This is a genomic window from Sphingobium xenophagum, from assembly GCF_002288285.1.
Taxonomy (GTDB): domain Bacteria; phylum Pseudomonadota; class Alphaproteobacteria; order Sphingomonadales; family Sphingomonadaceae; genus Sphingobium; species Sphingobium xenophagum.
Genome location: NZ_CP022748.1, coordinates 46,638 through 69,006 on the forward strand (window position 1 = coordinate 46,638; position 22,369 = coordinate 69,006).

Annotated in this window: 24 protein-coding genes and 1 pseudogene; 17 read left to right on the forward strand and 8 right to left on the reverse strand. The window is 60.5% G+C overall.

Going from position 1 to position 22,369, the window contains the following annotated elements; genetic code table 11:
• Positions 1-27: 27 nt before the first annotated feature.
• The 5 genes and pseudogenes from CJD35_RS23590 to CJD35_RS19645 form a co-directional block, all read right to left on the reverse strand.
• Positions 28-168, reverse strand: a pseudogene (locus CJD35_RS23590) (transposase); the annotation flags it as partial.
• 148 nt (positions 169-316) lie between these two features.
• The gene (gene moaA / locus CJD35_RS19630) at positions 317-1,357 is read right to left on the reverse strand and encodes a GTP 3',8-cyclase MoaA (protein WP_051034329.1); all 1,041 of its coding nucleotides are present in this window, start codon (positions 1,355-1,357) and stop codon (positions 317-319) included.
• A 62-nt stretch (positions 1,358-1,419) separates the two neighbouring features.
• Entirely contained in the window at positions 1,420-1,902 is a 483-nt protein-coding gene (locus CJD35_RS19635; protein ID WP_017184796.1) for a MarR family winged helix-turn-helix transcriptional regulator, read from the reverse strand.
• Positions 1,903-2,077: 175 nt separating this feature from the next.
• The gene (locus tag CJD35_RS19640) at positions 2,078-3,070 is read right to left on the reverse strand and encodes a PhnD/SsuA/transferrin family substrate-binding protein (protein WP_017184795.1); all 993 of its coding nucleotides are present in this window, start codon (positions 3,068-3,070) and stop codon (positions 2,078-2,080) included.
• Between the two features lie 2 nt (positions 3,071-3,072).
• Positions 3,073-4,212, reverse strand: a complete 1,140-nt coding sequence (locus CJD35_RS19645) for a Gfo/Idh/MocA family protein (protein ID WP_230959785.1) — start codon at positions 4,210-4,212, stop codon at positions 3,073-3,075.
• Positions 4,213-4,392: 180 nt separating this feature from the next.
• Between CJD35_RS19645 and CJD35_RS19650 the strand changes: the two genes are divergently transcribed.
• The 7 genes from CJD35_RS19650 to CJD35_RS19680 all read left to right on the forward strand — a co-directional run bounded on the left by CJD35_RS19650 (position 4,393) and on the right by CJD35_RS19680 (position 9,662).
• Positions 4,393-5,727 carry a Rieske 2Fe-2S domain-containing protein gene (locus tag CJD35_RS19650; RefSeq protein WP_017184793.1) on the forward strand — a complete coding sequence of 445 codons (1,335 nt, stop codon included), beginning with the start codon at positions 4,393-4,395 and terminating at the stop codon, positions 5,725-5,727.
• Positions 5,727-6,590, forward strand: a complete 864-nt coding sequence (gene nadC / locus CJD35_RS19655) for a carboxylating nicotinate-nucleotide diphosphorylase (RefSeq protein WP_017184792.1) — start codon at positions 5,727-5,729, stop codon at positions 6,588-6,590. Before CJD35_RS19650 ends, nadC begins: the two co-directional genes overlap by 1 nt.
• 80 nt (positions 6,591-6,670) lie before the next feature.
• Entirely contained in the window at positions 6,671-6,985 is a 315-nt protein-coding gene (locus CJD35_RS19660; protein ID WP_037478039.1) for a 2Fe-2S iron-sulfur cluster-binding protein, read from the forward strand.
• A gap of 106 nt (positions 6,986-7,091) precedes the next feature.
• Positions 7,092-8,324, forward strand: coding sequence for an NAD(P)/FAD-dependent oxidoreductase (locus tag CJD35_RS19665; protein ID WP_017184790.1), 1,233 nt, complete (start codon positions 7,092-7,094; stop codon positions 8,322-8,324).
• 235 nt (positions 8,325-8,559) lie between these two features.
• Positions 8,560-8,844, forward strand: a complete 285-nt coding sequence (locus CJD35_RS19670) for a hypothetical protein (protein ID WP_230461513.1) — start codon at positions 8,560-8,562, stop codon at positions 8,842-8,844.
• A 10-nt stretch (positions 8,845-8,854) separates the two neighbouring features.
• Positions 8,855-9,253 (forward strand): SGNH/GDSL hydrolase family protein, encoded by a 399-nt coding sequence (locus CJD35_RS19675; RefSeq protein WP_225900034.1) that lies wholly within the window; start codon positions 8,855-8,857, stop codon positions 9,251-9,253.
• A gap of 139 nt (positions 9,254-9,392) precedes the next feature.
• Positions 9,393-9,662, forward strand: a complete 270-nt coding sequence (locus CJD35_RS19680) for a hypothetical protein (protein WP_017184787.1) — start codon at positions 9,393-9,395, stop codon at positions 9,660-9,662.
• On the opposite strand, the gene CJD35_RS19685 is transcribed toward CJD35_RS19680, so the two are convergent.
• A complete protein-coding gene (locus CJD35_RS19685) occupies positions 9,659-10,954 on the reverse strand; it encodes a hypothetical protein (RefSeq protein ID WP_017184786.1) in 1,296 nt (431 codons plus the stop codon). The genes CJD35_RS19680 and CJD35_RS19685 overlap by 4 nt on opposite strands.
• A gap of 110 nt (positions 10,955-11,064) precedes the next feature.
• On the opposite strand from CJD35_RS19685, the gene CJD35_RS19690 reads away from it, so the two are divergent.
• Positions 11,065-12,030 (forward strand): lytic transglycosylase domain-containing protein, encoded by a 966-nt coding sequence (locus tag CJD35_RS19690; protein ID WP_037515329.1) that lies wholly within the window; start codon positions 11,065-11,067, stop codon positions 12,028-12,030.
• Between the two features lie 38 nt (positions 12,031-12,068).
• Here the strand turns inward: CJD35_RS19690 and CJD35_RS19695 are convergent, their stop codons facing one another.
• A complete protein-coding gene (locus CJD35_RS19695) occupies positions 12,069-12,563 on the reverse strand; it encodes a hypothetical protein (RefSeq protein ID WP_017184784.1) in 495 nt (164 codons plus the stop codon).
• A gap of 151 nt (positions 12,564-12,714) precedes the next feature.
• Positions 12,715-13,035 carry a hypothetical protein gene (locus tag CJD35_RS19700; protein ID WP_230461512.1) on the reverse strand — a complete coding sequence of 107 codons (321 nt, stop codon included), beginning with the start codon at positions 13,033-13,035 and terminating at the stop codon, positions 12,715-12,717.
• 167 nt (positions 13,036-13,202) lie between these two features.
• On the opposite strand from CJD35_RS19700, the gene CJD35_RS19705 reads away from it, so the two are divergent.
• From CJD35_RS19705 to traC, 9 genes are all read left to right on the forward strand, one after another.
• Positions 13,203-14,024: an IS5 family transposase gene (locus CJD35_RS19705; RefSeq protein WP_043153120.1), complete on the forward strand. Its 822-nt coding sequence runs from the start codon at positions 13,203-13,205 to the stop codon at positions 14,022-14,024.
• Between the two features lie 457 nt (positions 14,025-14,481).
• Complete coding sequence (locus CJD35_RS19710) at positions 14,482-14,802, forward strand: TrbC/VirB2 family protein (protein WP_017184782.1); 321 nt, start codon at positions 14,482-14,484, stop codon at positions 14,800-14,802.
• Between the two features lie 59 nt (positions 14,803-14,861).
• Complete coding sequence (gene traL / locus CJD35_RS19715) at positions 14,862-15,152, forward strand: type IV conjugative transfer system protein TraL (RefSeq protein ID WP_017184781.1); 291 nt, start codon at positions 14,862-14,864, stop codon at positions 15,150-15,152.
• 1 nt (position 15,153) lies between these two features.
• Positions 15,154-15,735, forward strand: a complete 582-nt coding sequence (locus CJD35_RS19720; protein WP_017184780.1) for a type IV conjugative transfer system protein TraE — start codon at positions 15,154-15,156, stop codon at positions 15,733-15,735.
• On the forward strand, positions 15,732-16,568 hold the full coding sequence (locus CJD35_RS19725) for a type-F conjugative transfer system secretin TraK (RefSeq protein ID WP_017184779.1): 837 nt from the start codon (positions 15,732-15,734) through the stop codon (positions 16,566-16,568). The genes CJD35_RS19720 and CJD35_RS19725 overlap by 4 nt, the downstream gene beginning before the upstream one ends.
• 4 nt (positions 16,569-16,572) lie before the next feature.
• Entirely contained in the window at positions 16,573-17,910 is a 1,338-nt protein-coding gene (locus tag CJD35_RS19730; RefSeq protein WP_017184778.1) for a TraB/VirB10 family protein, read from the forward strand.
• Positions 17,897-18,772 carry a DsbC family protein gene (locus CJD35_RS19735; RefSeq protein WP_017184777.1) on the forward strand — a complete coding sequence of 292 codons (876 nt, stop codon included), beginning with the start codon at positions 17,897-17,899 and terminating at the stop codon, positions 18,770-18,772. The genes CJD35_RS19730 and CJD35_RS19735 overlap by 14 nt, the downstream gene beginning before the upstream one ends.
• Positions 18,769-19,779: a TraV family lipoprotein gene (locus tag CJD35_RS19740; RefSeq protein WP_017184776.1), complete on the forward strand. Its 1,011-nt coding sequence runs from the start codon at positions 18,769-18,771 to the stop codon at positions 19,777-19,779. The genes CJD35_RS19735 and CJD35_RS19740 overlap by 4 nt, the downstream gene beginning before the upstream one ends.
• A gap of 1 nt (position 19,780) precedes the next feature.
• A complete protein-coding gene (gene traC / locus CJD35_RS19745; RefSeq protein WP_017184775.1) occupies positions 19,781-22,366 on the forward strand; it encodes a type IV secretion system protein TraC in 2,586 nt (861 codons plus the stop codon).
• Positions 22,367-22,369 lie beyond the last annotated feature (3 nt).

Here is a 22,369-nt window from a genome sequence, read left to right on the forward strand (position 1 = left end):
CAACGAATATGAAGCAGCGGCTGTCGCCTTACGCCACCTATATAGCGTCTGTTCGGCAATCCCGATCTGACGACAGGCCTCGTCGGTGGTCCCGCCTCGCCCGACAATCACATCAACCTCACGCAGCTTCGCGATGATCTGTTCCGGCGTAAATCGCTGACGTCCCATATATTTCTCCATTCCTTTCGCCCGCTCGGGCTCTCTTCAGAAATGGACCAATTTTCTCAAGGCAGACCAATTTTATGAAAATCAATCGACCAGCCGCGCAAAAAGTAACGGCCATACTGCGTCGGCGAACAAAAGATCATGGAGGCGCTCAACCGCCAGTGACGTTCATATGGCGTTCGACAGCCGGCTGTGATCGCGCAATGTCGAACTCGTGGCGGAGTGGCTTGGCGGTCATTACGGCATCCAGCGCCGCGTCGATCGCATCCCGGCCACCAACACGCATCGCATCGCGCAGTTCGATGCGCTGGTCGCGGCCGAGACAACCAAAAATGGTGCCAGTAGCCGATATGCGGATGCGGTTGCAGCCGGCGCAGAAATTGTCGGTGAGGGGCGTAATGAAGCCTATCCGCCGACTGGTTTCGGCAACGTCATAATAGCGCGCCGGTCCGCCGGTTCGGTGGAGCGACGGAATCAGGACATATTCGCGCGCCAGCCGACGTTTCACGAGGTCGAGGGGCAGATAATGATTGGTCCGGTCTTCTTCCACCGCACCCAACGGCATCGTCTCGATCAGCGAGAGATCGAATCCCCGTTCGCCGCACCAGCCAACCATTGTTCCGATTTCATCTTCGTTGAGCGCCTTGAGCGCAACCATGTTGATCTTCACGGCGAGGCCCGCGTCTTGCGCGGCGGCGATCCCGGCCAACACCTGGTCCAGGTCGCCGCGCCGGGTGATCGCCCGGAAGCGCTCGTGGTCGAGGCTGTCGAGGCTGATGTTGAGTCTGCGAATGCCATATCGATGGAGGTCGCGCGCGACTGTGGCGAGCTGGGTAGCGTTGGTTGTCATCGTCAGCTCATCAAGGCCGTTGCCGATGTGTTGGCCGATCGCCTCCACCAACCCGACGATGCCGCGACGGACCAGAGGCTCGCCACCGGTCAGGCGGATGCGTCGCACACCTCGCGCGATCAGGGCATCGGCCAGTTCCGCCAGTTCCTCCAGGGTGAGGAGGTCCTGGCGCGGCAGGAACTCCATGCGCTCGGCCATGCAATAACGGCAGCGCAGGTCGCACCGATCGGTGACGGACAGGCGGACATAAGTGATCGTTCGGCCGAAACGGTCGGTCAGGCTGCGCCAAGGCTTCCCTCTATCGGGAGTTGGAGTGGCCGTGAGGCCTTCCCGTTCAGCCATGGCGCACACGTCCCTCCCTGTTCATGGCCTGTTGCCCCTGATCCAGGGATGATGTGGAGGAGTCATCCTTCGTCAGCAGGCTTCGCAGGCAGCCTATCAAATTCGGCAGCGAGATTGGCTGATATGCGCTCGAGGACCGATCGACAGATTTCAACTTCGCGCGGCTCGATGCCAGCAACAGCGACCTTGTTGATGTCGATCGCGTATTGCATCAGCTCCTTTTCGAGCGCACGGCCATGATCTGTAAGAGTAATCCGCAATTTTCGACGATCATCCTTGTCCTTGGCGCGTTGCACCAGCCCTTGCCGAAGCATGGCGTTTATCATGGCGACCGTCGTATTTTCGGTGACGTTAGTCATGTCGCTCAGATATTTTTGGGTCACCCCGTCCCTGAGCCATAGGACACGAAGATAGTACCAGAAACCGGTTTTGAGTTCGTGCTTGGCCAAATAGGCACTCAAGAGCCGATCGAACCGTCGGTGGCAGCGCCGAACCTGATAGCCCAAACTCAGTTCCGGATCGAGTTTGGGGGCGTGCTTCGACATCTGTTCACTCCTGACGGGTTCAACCGATCCTCCACTCGCACAGACGCCGCACGAACGCATCGCAAAACCGTACCCGGCACCCGAAACCCATATTCCTATGATGGTCCTCGGGATATTAAACGTGTCCCGAGGACCATCATGTGAGCAGTAGACTGGCCTCGTGCAGGATGGTTTCTTAGATGCGGAACTCGGCGAAAGTCTCGGGCGCGAACATCTCTTCTATGGTGAGCTGGCGGGGCGACAGGCCCTGCTCGTGATGGTAACGCGTGAATGTCTCGATGACGTGGCGGTTCTTTTCGATGCCATAGGGCCACCATTCCCTGCCCATCGTAGCAATAGTGTCCTCCACTGCGGCGATCTGCCATGGCAACATCGTTTTCAGCGATGCCGACACCAACAATTGTTCATAGCTCAACCGCTGGGCTTCTACGAATGCCTTGTAAAGCGCCTGAGCAATCCATCGATTCTTCTCATACACGTCTCGCCGGATGGCCACGACATGCATGATCGGGAAGATTCCTGTCTTCGCGAAATAGGCTTTTTCAACGTCCACAAAATTGGGGAAGAGGCGCCGAACCTTGCCCGGCTCCGAATAGAAGGTCGACGGCGCCCGCGCAGTATGCAGCGCATCGATCTCTCCATCCGCCAGCATGCGCTTCAAGGTCTGGGTGGGTCCGATCGGCTCGACCTTGAACTTGTCGGGTAGATTGAGCTTCAGCTTCTCCTCGCGCCCCGGCTCCTCTTCACCACCCGTGACGTAGGTGACCGACGCAGGATCAATGCCATACTCGTCCTGCAGGATGCCGCGGATCCAGACCGGAGCCGTCATCTGATATTCAGGCACGCCGATCCGCTTGCCGACGAGATCCTCGGGCTTTTCGATGCCGCTTTTGGCGGAGACGAAAATGCAGGAGTGGCGGAAGAAGCGCGAAGGAAAGACGGGAATGGCGATGAAGCCAGGATTCTCGCGGCCCAGGGTCACGCAATAGGACGACATCGACAGTTCAGCGACATCGAATTCTCGATTGCGCAGCATGCGGAAGAAGGTTTCCTCGACATCCAGAACCTGAAAGTTGAGGTCGATGCCGTCGGGCCGGACCGCGCCCGTCTGGAGGGCTTCGGTGCGGTCATAGCCCCAACAGGCGAGGGAAAGGCTCAGTCTGGTCATTGTCACGGTTTCTCCGATAGAGTGTCGAGAAGTTGGTTGGGCGCTACGTCCGTATTGCGTCGGCTCGATTCGAGGAGCGCGACGCAACAGGCCATGGTATCAAGTCCCCAGCGCCCGTCATGGATCGGGCGGCGAATGCCTAGGCAACCGCCGACAAACTCGTCGATGACTTCCTTGCGCGGCAGGGCAGGGGGCTCGATCGGCTGGAAATCGCGTTCGGTGTCCCCATAAATTGAGAGCCCCTTGGGCGACAGTTTCAGGTCCGCGCGGTCGCAGCTGACGATGATGAAACCGAAATGCTCATGATGCGGCGCTGGCGTGTCGGCAGCGACAGCCGGGACGCCGTATGTGCGCTTCAGTTTGGCTTCGATTTCATCCTGCGATGATAGCGTCGCAAGCCTCTTACGCGCCTCGCCGTAGCGATCCGGGTCCTTGTCATAGCCAAGCTCCGCTATCCACCCCACCAGTTCGTCGCTGTCATAATGCGCATATCCGCTATAGGTCAGCGACGCTGCAGCACCGGCTTCAAATGTCACCAGCGCCGTATAGGCGCCTTCGCTCGGGCGGCTGCTATCCCAGTTGGCGGCGACGGCGCGAACAGATGAAACGGGCTGCCCGACAAGGCGGCGCACGACATCGATCTGGTGCGCCGCTTGGCTGTAGACGACGCCGCCGCCACGGGCGCTATCCAGTTCTTCCGGACGCCTGGGCCGGAACATGAAATCGGTGAAGTTGAGCGCCGTGACCATCCGCACGGCACCGAACCTGCCTGAGGCAACCAATTGCGCGGCAGCCTGTACGGGTGCATCGAAGCCGTGGCTGGGTCCGACCACGAGCACCTTGCCGGCATCGGCGGCGGCGCGCTCTATACGCGCGCAATCTGCAAGCGTTGTCGCCATCGGCTTTTCGACCAGCACATGCTTTCCAGCCCGCAGAGCGGCGATGGCCTGCTCGGCATGCAACTCATGCGGGGTGGCTATATAAACCGCATCGATAACCGGCGAATACAAGAGCGCGTCGAGCGTATCGAACGCCGGCGCGCCGAATTCGTCCGCGAAGCGTTCCCGAGCTTCGCGGCGCAGGTCGAAAGCCCCGGCAAGCGCTACGCGAGAATCGGCCTTCAGCGCGGGCAGAGTGAGCATGAAACCCCGGCCGAGCCCAATGATTCCTAGTCGCAACGCATTTGCCATTCTTTGCCTGCCGCTCCCTTCAACCCGAAAATCAGGCTTGAAAAAGCCATTACTACGATATAGAAGTAATTTCAAGGGCGCATCCTGAGGGTGATTCGTCTTCGTGCCAAGCCAAAATGAGGAGGGTAGCTAATGACTCCGGAACAAAATGATCTGCTTTGCCGTGTGGAGGGCGAGGCCCCAATGGGGAAGCTGATGCGGCAGCACTGGTTGCCCGCCTGCATGATCGAGGACGTCGCCGAGCCAGACGGCACGCCGTTGCGTGTTCGCTTGCTGGGTGAGAACATGGTCGTGTTCCGCAATACGGAGGGGCGCATCGGTGCGCTCGACGAGCTGTGCCCGCACCGGCGCGCTTCCCTTGCCTTCGGTCGCAACGAGGAATGCGGCCTGCGTTGCCTTTATCATGGCTGGAAATTCGATGTGGACGGCAATGCCGTCGACATGTCTTCCGAGCCGGTCGATGCAAAGCTACGCGGCACGATGAAGACCAAGGCATATCCGGTGGTAGAATCTGCTGGTTTCGTCTGGGTGTGGATGGGTGACCCGGAAAATGTCATCCCTTTCAGCCCGCCGAACTGGTCGGCCGCGCCGGCTGAGAAGATCAGCATCGTGAAAATGCATGGCGGCTGCAACTGGGCGCAGGTTCTCGAAGGGTCGATCGATTCGGCGCACAGTTCGAGCCTGCATTCATCGAACATGCCGACGGCCACCGAAGTAAGCGGCTCGACGGCTACGGACACCGCGTGGCTTCGCCCGTCGGCCGACAAGGCGCCCAAGATTGAAGTGCAGAAAACGCCGTTCGGCTTTCGTTATGCTGCTATCCGCAAGCCGATCATCGATGCGGACAAGCAGGACTATGTACGCATGACTCTGTTCCAGGCTCCGTTCACGGTGCACATCCCGTCCAACGACCAATATCATCTGTCACAGATGCTGGTTCCGATCGACGATGTGAACACCATGTTCTATTGGATCGCCTGGCATCCGACGAAGGGCATCAGTCAGGATGCCTGGCGCAAGTTCTGCGGGGCGGAGATTGGCAAGGACGTCGAGCCCGTTACCTTCAAAAAGCGGCGCAACGCCGAAAACAACTATCTGCAGGACCGGGCCCTGATGAAAGCCGGCGACTTTACCGGCATCTACGGCATTCCCTGTCAGGACATGGCGATGTGGGAATCGATGGGGCCGATCGCCGACCGCAGCGAGGATCTGCTCGGCTCGAGCGACAAGGCGATCTTCACCTTCCGCACCCAGATGTATCGCGCCGCCCAGGCTGTTCAGAAAGGCGAGCCGGCACTGGGTGCTGTAGAACCGCGCGTGCCACTGGCGAAGCTCATGTCGTTCGAGGGCATGGTCCCCAAGGGCGATGACTGGCGGCTGATCAACGTCTCCGAGGAGGAGAGGCGCTTGACCGGCGTCTTCGCCGACAAGGAAGAAGTTGAAGATCTGGCGGACGCGGTTTCCTGATGCGTGAGTCGGATTTGATCGCGGGCCTGGATCAGCAACAACTCGACAACTTCGTCGATTATGTTCTGAGTGAGGATCTGGGGAGCGGAGACGTCACGAGCCGTGTGTCAGTCCCCGCCAGCGCGCGCTTTTCCGCCGTTCTGGCTGCCCGGCAACCGATAGTGGTTGCCGGGCTCCAGCTGGCAGCCGCGTTTTTCGGTAAGCTCGACCCCGAGGTCGCTATCGAATTCCTGGTGCAGGATGGGGACAATGTTGCCGCTGGGCAGCCCCTCATGCGAATTGCGGGAAGCGCGCAGCTCATGCTCGCGGCCGAGAGGTCCGCTCTCAATACGCTCCAGCACCTGACCGGCATCGCGACGGTGACGCGATCTTATGCCGAAGCGATCGCCGGTACGGATTGCGTCCTTCTCGATACGCGCAAGACAATTCCCGGTCTTCGGGCGATCGAGAAATATGCCGCCAAGGTGGGCGGGGCGCGGAATCATCGCATGCGTCTGGATGACGGTATCCTGATCAAGGACAACCACATCGCCGCCGCTGGCAGCATTGTCGAAGCGGTCAAGGCTGCGAAAGCCGCCAATACCGGGCTGGAAGTCCAGGTCGAGGTTGACGGGATCGAACAAATCGAGCCTGCGCTGATGGCGGGGGCGGATCGTCTGCTTTGCGACAACATGTCTCCTGCCAAGCTCAAAGAGGCCGTCGCCCTTGTCGGCGGCCGCGTCCCCATCGAAGCGTCAGGCGGCGTGCGGCTCGATACGATTAGGGAAATCGCGTCGACTGGCGTCGATTTTGTATCAGTCGGGCGCATCACCCAAAGTGCTCCCGCGGCCGATATCGGATTGGACTACGCGCTTTCCCCATGAGCCTTGCGCGCCAAGGCGGCGTGGAGGTTTTTCAGTCGATAGCAGACTGCCAAAAAGCATATTTGGAAATTAGAGGACTAATGGAGATTACCGTTACAACGCGCACTGGCGAGCGCGTGACCGTCACACCGAATGGCGCAACCACGTTACTGGAAGCGATCCGCGACGCAGGCATCGACGAGTTGCTTGCATTGTGCGGAGGGTGTTGCTCCTGCGCAACCTGCCATATCCAGGTCGATGAAGCGTTTCTCGATCGCTTGCCACCCATGAGTACGGATGAGGACGATCTTCTGGACTCGTCCGAGCACCGTTGCTCAAGATCTCGGTTATCCTGTCAGTTGACTATCTCTGATGCTCTGGACGGACTTTGCATCACGATTGCGCCGGAAGATTGAGGGCACTTGAGTTCGCAAAGAGAGCTCAATCAGGCTCTTGCCGTTAACCGACGGCGTGACAAGCAAAGCACGGCTTATGTAATCCTGTAAGGAAGCTATCTATCCCATGAGCGAGCGGTACGATGTTCTTATTGTTGGGGCCGGGCATGGGGGAGCTCAAGCCGCGCTCGCGCTGCGCCAGCATAAATATGCGGGAAGTGTGGCACTGCTGGGAGATGAGCCAGATCCGCCATATGAACGCCCGCCGCTCTCCAAGGAATATTTCTCAGGCGAAAAGAGCTTCGAAAGAATTCTCATTCGACCTCAGGCAATCTGGGCCGAGCGCGATATCGAGTTGCAGCTCCTGCGACGGGTTGTGGCCGTCGATCCGGCGGAGCAAAATGTTGTGCTCTCCGACGGAAGCCGCATTGGCTATGGCAAGCTGATCTGGGCAACTGGCGGTGCGCCTCGTCGCTTGAGCTGTTCGGGAAGCGATCTCATGGGTGTCCACAACGTCCGCACTCGTGCTGACGCTGACCGCATGCTGGCCGAGACGCCGAAAGTGCAGAATGTCGTGGTGATCGGTGGCGGGTATATCGGCCTCGAGGCGGCTGCGGTACTCGCCAAGCTCGGCAAGCAAGTGACGGTGCTGGAAGCGATGGATCGTGTGCTGGCAAGGGTCGCTGGTGAACCGCTTTCTCGTTTTTATGAGGCTGAACATCGGGCGCATGGCGTTGAGATCCATTTGAACGCCAAAATGGATTGCCTGATTGGACATGATGGATGGGTAACGGGTGTCCGGATGTCTGACGGCTCGGTCTTACCCGCAGACATGGTTGTCGTCGGCATCGGGATCGTTCCGGCCGTAGAGCCATTGATCGCGGCGGGTGCGGCAAGCGGGAACGGGGTAGAAGTCGATGAATTCTGTCAGACTTCGTTGCCGAACATTTACGCGATCGGCGATTGCGCGATCCATGCCAACCCCTTTGCTGGCGGTCAGCGGATCCGGTTGGAGTCAGTTCAGAACGCCAATGACCAGGCCATAACGGCCGCCAGGCATATTGCTGGTGACGCCGCGCCGTACCACGCCGTTCCCTGGTTCTGGTCGAACCAATATGATCTCAAGCTCCAGACTATCGGGCTTAGCTTGGGATACGATGAAGTCGTCGTGCGGGGCCAGAGCGCAGCGCGCAGCTTCACGCTCGTATATCTTAGCAAGGGTAAGGTGCTGGCCCTTGACTGCGTCAACTCTGTGAAGGACTATGTTCAGGGTAAGGCACTCGTTATCACGCAGGCCACTCCTGATAAATCTGTACTTGCAAACCCTGAGATTCCTATCAAGTCACTTTTGGTGAGTTGATAGAACTGTTGTTATAATAACAATTCTGATAAATTTCTGAGTATATACAAAATTAACTGAAACTTTCTCTTTACACATGTGAAGGTTTTTCTTGTATTTTCTAGAATCAGTTTGGCAGTACATAGACATAGTTGATATGTATTTTTGATTTCGGGTGGCCGGAATTGCATGTTTTGCGACGAAAAGGCAGGTCGTGCCTGCCCGTACTGATTTGCCGCTTACGATGGATAGCATCATGCACGCCTCCGTCCTTATCATCCTGCATGAGGGTCATAAGATGCTCCAGGTCCACGCAAGCGAGGCGGCTTCCTGGAAGGCACTCCTGGGTTTTGTAGAGCAGCAATGGCAGGCCCGCTTCGGTTCGCTTTTGCCACCTCTGGACGAAACGAAGCGGATTGAGGCGTTTTTCAAGGATGAGGGGGATTACCTGATCGGCAAGGTGGACGTATCGGAAATCCGGCAACAAATCGAAGACCAAGACAGCAACGTTCCCGATGCCGGGGAGCAGGTCCGTATTTGAGTGCCTCATATTGGGCGACAGCATCGGGCTGGGGACCGCACGCGCCATCAACGCGAAATATGCCCCCCAGTGCGATGTGCTAGCGGCCGAGCGTGTGCATGCACATCAGATACTTGGATGGCGTTTCCCAACGAAGAAGTACGGCGCATGCGTCTTTTCGGTCGGATCCAACGACGATGCAAGGTCTGATCTCGCCGCCAGGCTGACGAGTATCCGTATCCGGACCATCTGCCATCGGGTCATTTGGCTTCTTCCTTACAGTCGTCAACATGCCTACATTGTGAACTCGGTCGCTGCGACCTATGCTGATGAGACGATCGATCTGCTGCGCTTTCCGACGCGGGATCGGATACACCCGACGCGCTACGACCTCGTAGCGCGGGTACTACTGCGGTCGGACCCGGACTGACGCGCACGCATCTTCTGCATCGCGTTGCAACGCCGACCTTTGGCATCTGTGCATCTCAGATGAGGCAAGTTCCAATTTTGCGGTACCTGATACTCCGATTAGCCTTTGTGCACGATTATCGGCTATACAGGTTGCTGAGATGCGATATCTGACGGCGATCGAACTGGCGAACTGGATGGCGCTTTATGTCGCTGCCGGTTCGTGCTGCGTGATCGCCATGGCGCTCTCCTGCGCGACGACAATGGTGGAAGTGGTTCGCGAGCGCGGCTGGTCCAGCGTCAATTCCCTTCGGTCCGCCATCCTGTTTGTCCCGAAAATATGGTGGCGCTGGCAAAAGCTGTACCTGACTTCCATGCCTGTGACGCTCGGCATCGTCATTCTCTTCGCCACATCGATGCGCTGGAGCTAGGCGCCCGCCGCGCGACGGACGATAGCGCCGATGCGGCCCGTTTCCACATCCGCCGGTGATACACACACGAGTGGACCAATTTGCGCCATGCGCGGATGAGTGACAGCTTTTGCGGCTAGATACGTCTCATCAGTTGATCCCATGGCTTCCACGATGATCGACCTGATCTCGCCGGTTTCGCGAGAGCGCAGTTCCAGGATGAAGTCAGGCCGGCAGGCGCCGATCGGCGTAAGTGTGTCGAAAACCGGTTTCTCAATGGTGAGGTCGATTCCGATGCGATCGAACGTCCATTGGAGTTTGATCAATTCGCGGAGCACTGCGCGTTCAAATTCGGAATCTACCGGAACGAAGCGTTTCCCTGAGAAAATAGGCTGGGCGTAGGCACGGAGCGGCGCATACCCATGGGCTTCAGGATATTCCCCAGCAACGACGATCGTCAGGTAAGGCCCCTTGATCTGGTTTCCACGGATCGACGGCGATTGGACGCGATTGGCGAGGACAACCGGATCGCTTCCCGGCACATATATGGTGGAGCCGCGGACATCCTGAGCAAATAGGGCCAGGAACGCCTGCGGAGCATGGCCGCGGGGCCAGCCTCGGGCAAGTTCACGCAGACGCGCGTACATGCGTCGGCTGTGTAGCGCCTGAGCATGCGTCCAGAACGCGCGACCCAGTTCAATGCCTGGCGCGATTTCGACTTTTCCGGCCGCAACGGAGAGCACGCGGAATTCGGTTTTGATGGAACGCTCGGCCGTATCGAACGATGGAGGCAGGCAACGATTCAAGCCGGAAAGAGCAAGAAGCCGCCAAAGCAACCGCGCCAGGCGCGGGATCGATGCCTGACGGGTACGATCATCGGTGCTGTCCTCCTCGGGACGTTGGGCAAGCTTCTCGGGCGCGGGGCGCAGAACCTCGAAATAGCCGGCGGGCGGTTCCGCAGGGCTTTCCTGTGTCCACACTTCGGTGATGCGGTTTGTTGCCTGTTCGCGGAAAAACGGGCAATCGGGTTGATGCTCGGGCCGATCAGTGCTCGTAAGACGCCGCAGGTAGTAGGTTTCAGCTTCCGAGAGGAAGGCGGGAGTCAGGATGGGCGGCGGTTCACCTGGCGGCAAGCAGTCACAGGCGATCCACTTTTCGCCGATGCGCGCTTGCTGGACGAGCATGATCCCCGCTTCTTCATCGGCCCGGGCACCTTGGCCGATGTACCAGCGAACCAGGGCATTCCGAACGGCCTCTGGAAGAGGAATTCGGCCCTTTCCGCAGCCATTGCTGTATCGCGCGATCAGCCACATTTCGCTCTCGCAAGAGCTGTGCGGCCGGCCGTCAGAGTGTCTCGGGGCGGATTGACAAGATGGACTCGGCTGGCGTCCATTTTCCTCGGTTCAAGAATGGGGAGGTCGTCATGCGTGCTTTTTTCTTGGGTGTCGCCACCGTCGGCCTGATCTGTTCCGTCGAAGCGCCCGCCGTCTCGAGGCCTGAACACGCGGTCCGAAGCGTCCAGCTCATCGCGATGGGCGCCCCGGTGAAGCAAGACGTCGCGGCGCCGGCTGCGCCAGTTCGGGATCTGCCAGATGCGACACTGTTGCCGCCGGTTGGGGACTTTCGGGTGCATGACCTCAGTCGGCAATGGGTGGAATTCCAGATGGCGAACAATTTCATGGACACAAATCCCCGGTCGGCGCCTGCCGATGCCGAAGATCCGTTCGCCCATGTGGGCGTCGCGCAGTTGGGCGCGATGGCGGTCGAAGCACAGCTCCCGCCTGCATCCAGCGTGCCTGTCCCGCTCTGGATGCGAGGCGGCGCCATGTTCGCGTCGGCGGCTTATCATTATGTGCCTGGCTGCTCTTCGCCGGGTTACCGGCCGACCGGATTTCTGACGTCCGATGCCGAGATGCGCCGGGCTAGTTACTACGACATGATGAGCAACATCGCATGCCAATATGGCATTCCGGTTGGCCTGTTCGATGCCATGATCATCCGGGAAAGCCGGTATCGGCCCGACGCTTTCTCGCGCAAGAACGCATTCGGGCTCACACAGTTGATGCCCGACACGGCAGTTGCACTGGGCGTCAACCGTTACAGCATCAATGAGAACCTGCGCGGGGGCGCGAAATATCTGCGCCAGCAGCTCGACCGTTTCGGCCACTATCATCTCGCGCTCGCCGCCTACAATGCAGGACCGGGGCGGATTCGGAATGGCCTGGTCCCGCAGATCCCTGAAACGCAAGCCTATGTGGACAATGTTCTGCTCAACTGGTCGCGATTGAGCGGGATCGGGCGCCAGGCGACAATCATTTCGACGACAGCCGGCCCTAACACGCAGCTGCGCCCAACAATCGGAAGGAAGGCGTCCGTCTCGACATTCTAGCCGCATGGTTTGCTGATCCATGTCCACGAACAGTTCGGCTAGAGGTCGAAATCGTCGCCATGGGTGAGGCGATTTCTGCGCTCATGAATAGCTTGGACCTCCTCGGTCACCTTCTTGATCAATGCGTTTTGGAGCGACGGGCTCCAGGCCAGCCTGATCTCGGTTCCATCGAAGCCACCCAATTCCTCGAGCACATCAATCATTCGCTCAGGCGCGCGCACGCATATGTCGCAGAGCATGAAGACAGCCGTCGAATAACATTTCTGATAATATTCATCGAGACCTTTGAAGGTTTTCAGGCACACATATGCGTGCACTAGATTCATGCCGAGCGCGTGCAATATTGTTTCAAATTCAGGAAGCGTCATGGTGACGCGTTTTTCGGGCTTGCTGTGCAGCAAAACGCCCAGCCTCGATTTGCTGATACCGGTCAGGTGGGCGAGTTTGCGTTGAGTTGCTTTCTTGCAAGCCATCGCCCGCAGGATCAGAGGCACATAGTCCCTCTGCAGCTCGTCGCCTTGGGCGAGCTCCACAACTTACGCCCCTAACTTGGCAAGAGATGTCATATCGATCCCCCAATGCCGTTCGGATGGGGAAGACAATCATAGCAGAAAAGCCAATGCAAGCGTGGTTTCGACCAGATTTGTCCGAACCGAAAGGCTAACGCATTGGTGACCGCGCTTGTTAGTGCCGGGACCCCTTGAATGGGCCGGTCTCGCGAGGTTGATCGAACTCGTCCAACTGGAGCTTGGAAATCACGCGAGCTGCCCGCTGCTCGACTATATAGTTGAATAAAAGGGCAGAAAGAGCGTCCCCAACAGAAATGTTGGTTTCGAGTCTTGTTTCGAGCAATTCTTTTATTCTCTCAAGATTTTTGGCACTCGTCTCCGTAATCTCTAAATGGATCTGAATGCTTCCGCCTGTAGGGACAGCCACCAGATGGCGCTTTAGGTTCTCCGCATCCTCATCATCTATCTTTTCTATTCCTGGAACGCGGCTGTTCACGAGATTTTCGAGCGTCTGATAGCACTTAGTACTATTAGAATGAAGGCGAAGGCTCTCAGTCGTGAGAGCCCGATCCGAAATTAAGTTGAGTGGTATCAGCGGGTTAGCTTGACGCTTGCCGCAGTCGTTGATTCAGGGGTTTTGCAACAAACTTCCGGAGATCAACGATGTGGACCGATACCACTCGGGCGCAATATGCCCGCGCGGGACTGACTTTGCCAAGCGATTTGACCGATGCCGAATGGTCGGTGCTCGAACCTTTCTTGCCGCCACCCTCCCACGTAGGCCGTCCGCGCAAATGGCCGCTGCGACGGATCGTCGAGGCGATCCTGTATCTGCTGCGTGGGGGGCTGCCGTGGCGAATGCTGCCGCCCTGCTTTCCGCCGGTCTCGACGGTTCGGCGCTGGTTTTACCTGTGGCGCGATAACAAACTGTGGCTCTCGCTCAATCATACCCTGCTGTTGATGGCGCGTGAAGCGACAGGCCGCGAGGCTTCGCCCAGTGCTGGCGTGATCGATAGTCAGAGCGTGAAAACAACGGAAAGTGGCGGCCCTCGCGGCTTTGACGCGGGCAAAAAAATCAAGGGGCGCAAGCGCCACATCCTCACCGACACCGAGGGCCATTTGGTTCATGCGGTGATCCATACCGCCGACATTCAGGACCGCGACGGCGCGCCGCTGGTCCTGCGTGAAATCATCCACCGCTTTCCATGGCTGCGCCATGTCTTTGCCGATGGCGGCTATGCTGGCGACAAGCTCAGGGAAGCCCTCCGGCGTACCGGCAAATGGACTGTCGAGATCGTCAAGCGATCCGATGTTGCAAAAGGCTTCGTGGTTCTTCCGCGCCGCTGGGTCGTCGAGCGAACACTGGCTTGGCTGAACCGCAACCGTCGGCTCGCCAAGGACTTTGAACAGACCATCGCATCGGCAACTGCGTGGCTGTTCATAGCTTCCATCCAGCTATTCGCGCGTCGCATCGCAAGACTATGAAATTTCATCGGATAATTATGAATCAGGCTCTGAGATGAAAGAAGCGTTCGGAGATATCCAGTGTAAAGTCTCGTGAGTCAGCGCCCATAGTGCCCACGTCCTGAACTGCCCTCATCCATTAGAGCCCGATCGATGGTCGGTTGCCTTGCCGGGATTATGAACAGGCAATGGTTAATATCTGACGAGTCTTGCGCCGCGAATCTACCGCGAATGAAGCCTGTCCGCAATTGCAGGGCATAACGCCCCGTCAACCCGGCCAATTTGCCCCATATGACGGGGCAGGATGCCCTGATCACCGGGACACGGTGCCCCATTTTCATCACCGACATCGAACATGATCGAAAATTTTCCCGATTCGGGAGGGGGCTGATCCCATACGTCGTTGCGGTGCGGCGATGTGATTGGCCAGCTTTGTTTGGGCGCGGTTCCGTCGCGTCTCCAATCGAAGGAAATCCACATGCAGTCTGTCCTCCAAAAGAGCGGACACGCGGAGCTGGCGATCCTCGCCCTCGCCGTACTCCTGTTCGCTTTTCTCTTCTTCGCCGGTCCCGCCTTCGCCGGCGCCGACACGACGTTCAACACCGCGCTCACTAAGTTCACCGACTTCCTCGAGGGATCCGGCGGCAAGATCATCACGGTGCTCAGCCTCGCCGGCGGCGTGGTCGCCCTCGCTTCGGGTCGCTTCTCGATGGGGCAGATCGCGATCCCGGTCGGCGTCGGCGTCGGTGCCGGAACCGGCGTGCCGATCGTCACGTCCACCGTGACCGCGACGATCTGAACCGATCCCAGGCCTGTGCGGAGTAGCAGCTCCGCCCAGGTCCAGGAGGGGGTGGTGCAATGGCCGCAGACAAGTACGTCATTCCAACTCATCTCGACGATCCCGAGCTGATCGGGCTGTGGACGCTGGATGAGTTCCTGGCGATGGTTATCCCATTCGTCTGGGGGATCCTGTCTCAGCACATCCTTATCGGCATGCTTCTTTCGGGGGCGGGCTGGTGGGGTCTCAGAAAAGCTAAGGCAGGCCGGGCGACGTCCTGGCTGCTTCACCTGGCCTATTGGCATCTTCCGGCCGGCTTCACCGGCCTGAGAGCCACGCCACCCTCATATCTTCGACTGATGGCGGGGTGATATGGAACTTTCCTACAGCCATACGAACAGCCAGCGGATCCTGCGCCAGCGCAACATTCTGGCCGTCGCCGCGGTGGCGCTCGCCGTGATCACCCTGCTGCTCTGCACGGTCAGCCTGTCGCGCGACCGCGAGGTGGTGCTGCAACCAGTGCTGCGTTCTCCGCTGACGGTCAGCTCTGCCGGCGTCAGCCGCGAATATCTGGAGATGATCACGCGCGACACGGTCGTGCTGACGCTCGATCGCAGCCCGCAGAACCTCGAATACTGGATGAATGCGGTGCTCGACATTGCGAGCCCGCGCACGCAGGGCAAGATCAAGGCCGACCTGCTCAAGATCGTCAGCGAGCAGCGCGGCTCCTCGATCTCGCAGTTCTTCACCATCCAGAAGATGGAGATCGACACCAGGAACCTCCGCTCGGAGGTGACCGGCGAACTGCACACGATCGTCGGCAACAAGGTCATCTCCAGCGAGAACCGCACCTTCCGCTACGACTGGGAATATTCCGGCCTGTCGCTGAAGCTGGTGGGCTTCGGGATGGTGAAGACCGGCTCCGCGAAAGACCAACAGGGGAGCTCATCATGATGCCGGTCTATGCTATCGGGAGTGCCGCGCTCGGCACTGCCTTCCTCTCGCGCGTGACTTGCCACGCGAGCCGCTTCATCGGCGCAAGCCTCGTCGCCCTGGCGGTCTTCCTCATCGCCGAGCCGGCCTTCGCCGATCAGACGATCATGGCGAGCGACAGCGCGCAGGTTGATTGCACCGCGTCGGCCAAGGATCTGACCCGCATCAGCCTCGTCGAGGACGAGTTCGCGAGCGTGTCGAAGATCTCGACCGGCAATCCGCAGGACGACTTCTCGGTCGTCAACGAGCCGGTCCGCGGTGACATCTACCTGTCTGTGCCAGACGGGTTTGGCCGACCCGCGCTTTCCTTCTTCGCGACCAGCAAGCGCGGCTACGTCTACAAGTTCGTGTGCCGGATCAGCGGGGACCAGGCCGCCCAGGTCTTTGTTTCGAACCCTGCGATCGCCAACGAAAAGGCGGCCGAGAATGGTCCCGCCAATCAGCTGGGACCCCAGGATGCCGCCGTCGAGCTTGTCCAGGCCATGTATTCGAATGCCGTCGCCGATGGCTACGAGATGCGCCAGCGCACCCTGCGCCCCGTCTATGTTGGCACTCTCAAGGTCCAGATGATCGCCGAATATCGGGGTTCCGAGCTGACCGGCCGGGTGCTTCGGATCGAGAACAAGGGTGACCAGAGCGTCGAGCTTACCACAAGCATGGTCGCTCCTTCGAGCGCGCTCGCCGTCTCGATCGCCGACACCAAGCTCGCACCGGGCAAGGTCACCACGGCCTACCTCGTCTCGCAAAATGGTCCGAGCCCCTTGGCTGGCCAAAATACTCCTACGGGAAGGTGAGGATATGGCTCTTTCCGATTTCCTGAAGCGCAGTCGCCGTCCTCTCGACGGCGGCAGCGAGGGCGGCACCGAAGAGGGAGTTTCCCCGCTGTCGGGCGATCTCGGTGCCAATGACGCAGTCCGCCGCCGCCAGCGTCTGCTCCTCGCCGGCGTCGCGGGCGTGGGCCTGGTCCTTTCGTCCTTCTGGATCTTCGGCGGCGACGGCGACAAATCGAAGGAGACCGACGACGGCGTCAGCGAGGTCGACGTCTCCACCAAGGATCTCGTCAACCGCAACCTCTCCCAGCAGGAATGGATGGCGCTTTCGGAGAACCGCTTTCAGTCGACAGAAAACCAACTCAAGTCGATCGACGGGCAGAATAGCCGGCTCGAGGCGCTGACCGCGCAGGTCGAGGCGCTGAAGGGCCAGAATCAGGCGATGCAGGCCGATGGCCAGCGGGTCCTGTCCGCCTACCAGGCCGAAAACGAGCAACTTCGCCGGCAGGTCGCTGATCGCCGGACTGCCGCAGCACCGGCGCCCGGCCCGGCCGCAATGTACGGGCCCTATGGTCCGCAGGCCTATCAGCGACCGGGCGCGCAGGGCGGAACGCAAGCGGCGGCTCCGATCGCTTCGGCCGCGGAAGTGAAGCTCGTCAACTTCACGACGACGGATAGCGGCAACGCCTCCCGCATTGCCAAGGGCAACACGGTCTATACCGACAGCGTCAACTATCTGCCGCCCAACAGCTTCGCGCGTGCGAAGGTGATCGTGGGCGTGGATGCGAGCGCGGGGGTCAACAGCCAGAGCGATCCCTTGCCCGTCGTGCTGCGTGTGACGGGTCCGGCGCGCTCGGTCTACCAGAACGGCCGCCTGCTCACGACCAAGATAGAGGGCTGCCTCATCAACGGCGCGGCGCGCGGCGACCTCTCGAGCGAGAAGGTCTACGTCAAGCTTCAGAAGATGACCTGCCCGCAGCCCGGCGGCCGCTACGCGGTCTCCGAGGTCAAGGGCTTCATCGCCTTCGGGGGTAAGACGGGCGTGCGTGGCCGGGTGGTGTCCCGCGAAGGCTCGCTCGTGACCCAGGCCTTCCTGGCGGGCCTTGCTGGCGGCTTCGGCCGTGGCTTCTCGGCGAATGCCAACTCGGTCTTCCAGGGCACCAACATCACGACCAACGGCCAGCGCCAGAAGCTCTCGACGGGCGACATCCTCGAGGGCGGTTTCGGCGAGGGCGTCGCCCAGACTGGCGACATGGTCTCCAAATATCTGATCGAACGCGCCGAGCAATACCAGCCCGTGATTGAGATGCCGACCGGCATCGATGTTGAGATTGTCTTCCTGGAGGGTGTCTATGTTCGCAATTGATCGTCTGCGCGCGCTGGGCCGCCCGTCGCGCCTCGTCCTCACCACGCTCCTCGGGCTGAGCGTCGCCGGCATCGCGCTCGCGGCCGACACGAACAGCCCGGAAGACCGGGTCCGGTTGCTCCTAAAGACGCGGCTGCCCAAGACACCGGTCACCGCTATCGATTGCGGCAAGATCAGCGGCCTTTGCGAGATTACCGCGGGCGCCAACCTGTTCTACGTCGATACGGGCGCGCGTTTCCTCGTCATCGGCCGCGTCTATGACATGCAGACCCGGCAGGACATCACGGCCGCCCGTCTGCTCGAGATGAACCCCGACATGCTCGTCGGCGCAGCCGCGAAGGCCAATGCGGCGGCAAATGCGGGCGGCGAAGACGATACTTCACAGCTCGCTGCGGCAACGCCGGGCCGGGTGGAGAAGCCAGTCCGCCCTGCGACGCCGCAGAAGCTCTCGCTCGCCGAGCTGCCCCGAGACGGTGCGATCGTCTGGGGCAATCCTTCGGGCCAGACGATCACGGTCTTCACCGATTTCCGCTGTGGCTATTGCCGGGCGCTCACCAGTGTCCTGAAGGACATGAACGTGCGGGTCGTCGAACGGCCGATCTCGGTGCTCGGAAGCCGCGATGTCGCCGACCGCGTCTACTGCGCCAGGAACCGGGAGGCCGCGCTGCATGCAGCCTATGCCGGAGAGGAAATCAAGGCAGGACCTTCCTGCAACACCTCGGGGCTCGATGCGAACGAGGCCTTCGCCCACCGCCATGGTCTCAGCGGCACGCCGGTCATCGTGCGCGGCGACGGTGCGGTGATCGAGGGCTACCGGCCGCGCGCCTTCCTCGAGAATTGGCTCAAGGGAGGCCAGTCGTGATCCGGCGGTCCTTGGTTGGGCATGGCGGCGGCCGCCGTCGTCTGTGGCTGCCGGGTGTGCTCGGGTTGACCAGTCTCCTGGCGCTCAATGGCTGCGCCAGTTTCGGCGGCAATGTGCGCGGCAGCTTTTCCTGCGCGGCGCCCGACGGCATCTGCGCGCCGAGTTCGACGATCGACGACAGGGCGCTTGCGCTCATCTCGGCGGACCCTTCGGACGGCGATGCTCTGCCCACCGGCAATATGCGGCAGCCGATGCGCGGGAAAACCAATCGCGTGGCGATGGGCCAATCCGCGCGCCTTGCCTCGACCGATGCCGGACGCAGCCAAGAGAAGGTGCTGCGGATCGTCTTTCAGCCCTATATCGACGAGCGTGGCCGGCTCCACGAGGCCAGTGCGGTCCATGCGGTCGTCGCGAGCGGGGAATGGCGGCAGCAGGCTCTGATGCAGGCGTCCATGCCGGCGCGGGCGTCGGCGGTGGCACCAGACATCCAGGAATCGCTTGGTGATGCGGTCGACCGCATCGATCCGCCGCTGACAGGCTTCGCCGACAGCGATCCGAACGGACCGGACCCGGCGGCCGTTGCGGCTGCCCGGGCGCGCAAGCCTGATCCGGCCCCCGATCCGGTCAGTGCGATCAAAGCGGATGTCAGGGCGCGTCTCGCTCCCAGGGCGCCAGCGACATCCGGTTCGGGAACGGCGGCGGCTTTGAGCCATACTCCGCCGGCTGCCGCTTCGACGGTGCCTCATCCCCCCTCTGATGCACCGGCGAGCGGCAGTCCCGAAGCCAAGGCGGCCTCGGCACCCGCTCCGCAGCCTATGAGCGCGACCGGCGCGGCGGCGGTCGCGCGCGTGAAGGCCGATCCCCACTATCAGGAGGTCGCCAATGGCGCGGCTAAGGATGCCCGGGATGCCGGCGTTGCGCAGACCGGAGCGGCAGCCGCGCCGGCGGCGATCGGCGCGACGGTGAAGGCCGCGAACTTCCCTGCTGCCGTGCCGGAGGACAAGTGAGATGGCGGGGAGCTTCTTCGAGAGCCTGCTGTCCGGGATCCTGGGCGACGCCAAGCGGCCCGACGCCGAGCGGCCGGAGTTTGGCGTGCCGATGCTGGCGCATTGGCTGCCCTATCGCAGCTATGATCCCAAGACCGGGATATTCTACAACAGCGCATCGCGCGGCTTCGTGATCGAAGCAGCGCCGCTCGTCGGCGCGGACGAACGCACGGGCGAGATCCTGACCCAGTTTCTCTCGGAGGCGATTCCTGCCCCCGGCTGTCTGCAGTTCCACCAATGGATGAGTCCGCGGATCGGCGAGCGCCTCTCCAAATGGTATCTCCCGCGCTATTCCGCGCGCGGCGTCTATGAGCGCATGGCCAAGCACCGGGTCGACTTCCTGACCGACGGGGTCTGGAAGTCGCTTTCGGCCGACGCGCCCTTTTCGCTTCGCAATCACCGCGTGGCGATCTCCTATTCGACGCCCGAGAGCTCGAGCGTGACGGCAGAGGAGATCGTCGCCGTCATGGACGGCATCATCTCGGCGCTTGCCTCGATCAATGTGTCGGCCAGGACGATGGATCCGCAGGCACTCATTGCCTGGATCGACGACATTACCTCGCCGACTACTGCTGCCGGCGAGGACGTGGTCAGCTATAATCCGCTCGATCCGATCGCGGACCAGGCAATCCGCCGGGACGTCGAATTGCATATCGAGTCTGACCGGATGCTGCTTCGCACCGAGCGATTCCGGCCCACCGGCAAGACCATCGACGAAGCGCCGGAGATCGGTGAAATTCTGCCGGACGTCTTCGACGTCCGCTCGTTCTCGGTGCGCAACCTGCCGGCACGCTGGGCGCCATGGGACGTCGCCCGGCTGATCGGCGACATGTTTACCGACAAGCTGCGCATGCCGTGCCCGGTCGCGACCAATCTCTGTGTCGAATTCCCCGATCCGATGGCCGCGAGCAACAAGGCCAGCTTCAAGTTCATGCGCACAACGAGCCTGGCCGATTCAAAATCGTCGCGCTTCCTGCCGCAGCTGCGCGATCAGAGCCAGGAATGGCGCTATGTGAACGACGAGCTGCGCCAGGGCCGCAAGCTCGTGCGCGTCTTCTTCAGTGTCACCGCCTTCTCCCCGAAGGGCCGGGGGGACGCGAACGAACGGGTACTCAAATCCGTGTACCGGGCAGCGGGCTGGGATCTTCTCGACGATCGCTACCTGCAGATCATGGGTCTGCTCTGCGCGATGCCGATGACGATGGCCAACGGTCTCGCGCGCGATCTCGAGCGCATGAAGCGGATGCGCACATTGCTGACCACGACCGCCGCTAATCTCGCCCCCATTCAGGGCGAGTTCCTCGGGAGCCAGGTGCCCCATCTGATGCTGATCGGCAGACGTGGTCAGCCCTTCTTCTGGAGCCCGTTCGAGAATGCGGCCGGCAACCACAATGTCGCTGTCTTCGGCAAGTCGGGCTCCGGCAAATCGGTGACGCTGCAGGAGCTGTGCGCGTCATTCTGTGGCGCCGGCGCCCGCGTTGTCGTCATCGACGACGGACGCTCGTTCGAGCATTCCGCCAAGCTCCAGGGCGGCGCTTTCGTCGAGTTCACGATGGCTTCGGGCTTTTGTCTCAACCCGTTCAGCATGATCGACGAGGAACTCGCGGCGACCGATGAGGACTATCTCCTCGACTGCATGGCAATGCTCAAGGCCATCGTGAACCAGATGTCGCGCCACATGGATCGGCTCAACGATACCGAGCGCGGCCTGATCGACGGCGCAGTCAACACGGTCTGGGCGGAGAAGGGGCGGGCTGGTTCGATCGATGATATCATCACCGCCCTGGATGCGACCGGCAACCAGCAGGCCACCGATCTTGGCATAGCTATGCGGCCATTCTCCTCCGCCGGCACTTATGGCCGCTTCTTCCAGGGCGAAGTGTCCTTCGAGTTGTCGGCCCAGCTCACCGTTTTCGAACTCTCCGATCTTTCGTCACGTGAGGAACTGCGCAGCGTAGTGCTGGCCGCGATCATGTTCATGTCACAGCAAATGATGCGTAAGGTCGACCGTTCGATCCCCAAGGCGCTATTCCTGGATGAAGCGTGGCAGATGATGCGCGGCGGGGCGATGGCCGAGTTCATCGAGGCCTTTGCGCGTACCTGCCGTAAATATTATGCGTCGCTCATCACCGCGACCCAGTCGCTCAACGACTATTACAAGTCTGCGGGTTCGATCGCCGCCCTTGAGAACAGCGACTGGTTCGTCATTCTCCAGCAGAAGCCGGAGACCATCGCCGACTTCAAGAAGCATGATCGTTTCGAGATGGACGACTATACCGACGCGCTGCTGCGCTCGCTGAAGATCAACGGCCGCGAATATTCCGACATTCTGATCAAGGGGCCAGAGACGTTGGCGGTCGGCCGCCTGGTGCTCGATCCCTTCTCGTCCACGGTCTATTCCTCCAGTCCGGCCGTCTACGCCGCCATTGAGGATCTCGTCACGCAGGGCCTCACCATGGATGAGGCGATCGAGCGGATCGCCTTCCCGGACAACCCGGAAAAATGGGCCTCTCACGAGGATCCCGAGCTCGCGCAAGCGGCGGAGTGAGCC